We start from the raw sequence: 544 nt of genomic DNA, 5'->3' as shown, positions 1-544 counted from the left end.
AAGCGTTCACAAAACTGACTGTATCCGTATCCGTCCGAATGCTCCTTGCGGTACTCTTCCCACAACAATTTTTTCGTTACGCCCACACGCGGCAATTCTTTCACCCAATAATCGATCAACTCCATAAAAACCCCTTCCCGGCTTGCTGAACCCTCTTCGACATCGGCATGTACTACCTGCCATAATTCCCTATCCGTCAACGCTAAGACTTGTGAAAGGTCTTCTTTACCATCTTCCAAACGGCGGATATATTCTCGAACCGTATTCTTTGAAACCTGCAACCGTCGTGCGGTGCCCTTTATAGACCCGGTCTCCTTATAGGTCTGCAAAATCATTCTGACTTGATCCATACGTTTTAATTTTCCCATGTTCTCGGCTTTGGTTTCATGCCGTGAACCTGGCTATTTTATTCCGTACGGTTCCACTTCTTTTTAGAATACAATCAGGGGGTCAATACTCCGGATTGTTATTAACATTTTCTCCCGCTTGAGGGGGTCAATACTCCGGATTGACGGGGTCAGTATAAATCGGAACTAGGGGGTCA

1 pseudogene is annotated in these 544 nt (G+C 46.0%); it reads right to left on the bottom strand.

The features are described from left to right. A pseudogene (locus LVD47_RS23355) lies at positions 1 to 350 on the bottom strand (IS21 family transposase); the annotation flags it as partial. Positions 351 to 544 lie beyond the last annotated feature (194 nt).

The organism is Membranihabitans maritimus, from assembly GCF_021729145.1.
GTDB classification, from domain to species: Bacteria; Bacteroidota; Bacteroidia; order Chitinophagales; family Saprospiraceae; genus Membranihabitans; species Membranihabitans maritimus.
Note: the sequence above shows the minus strand (reverse complement) of the source record. Positions and strands in the feature narration are given on the sequence as shown.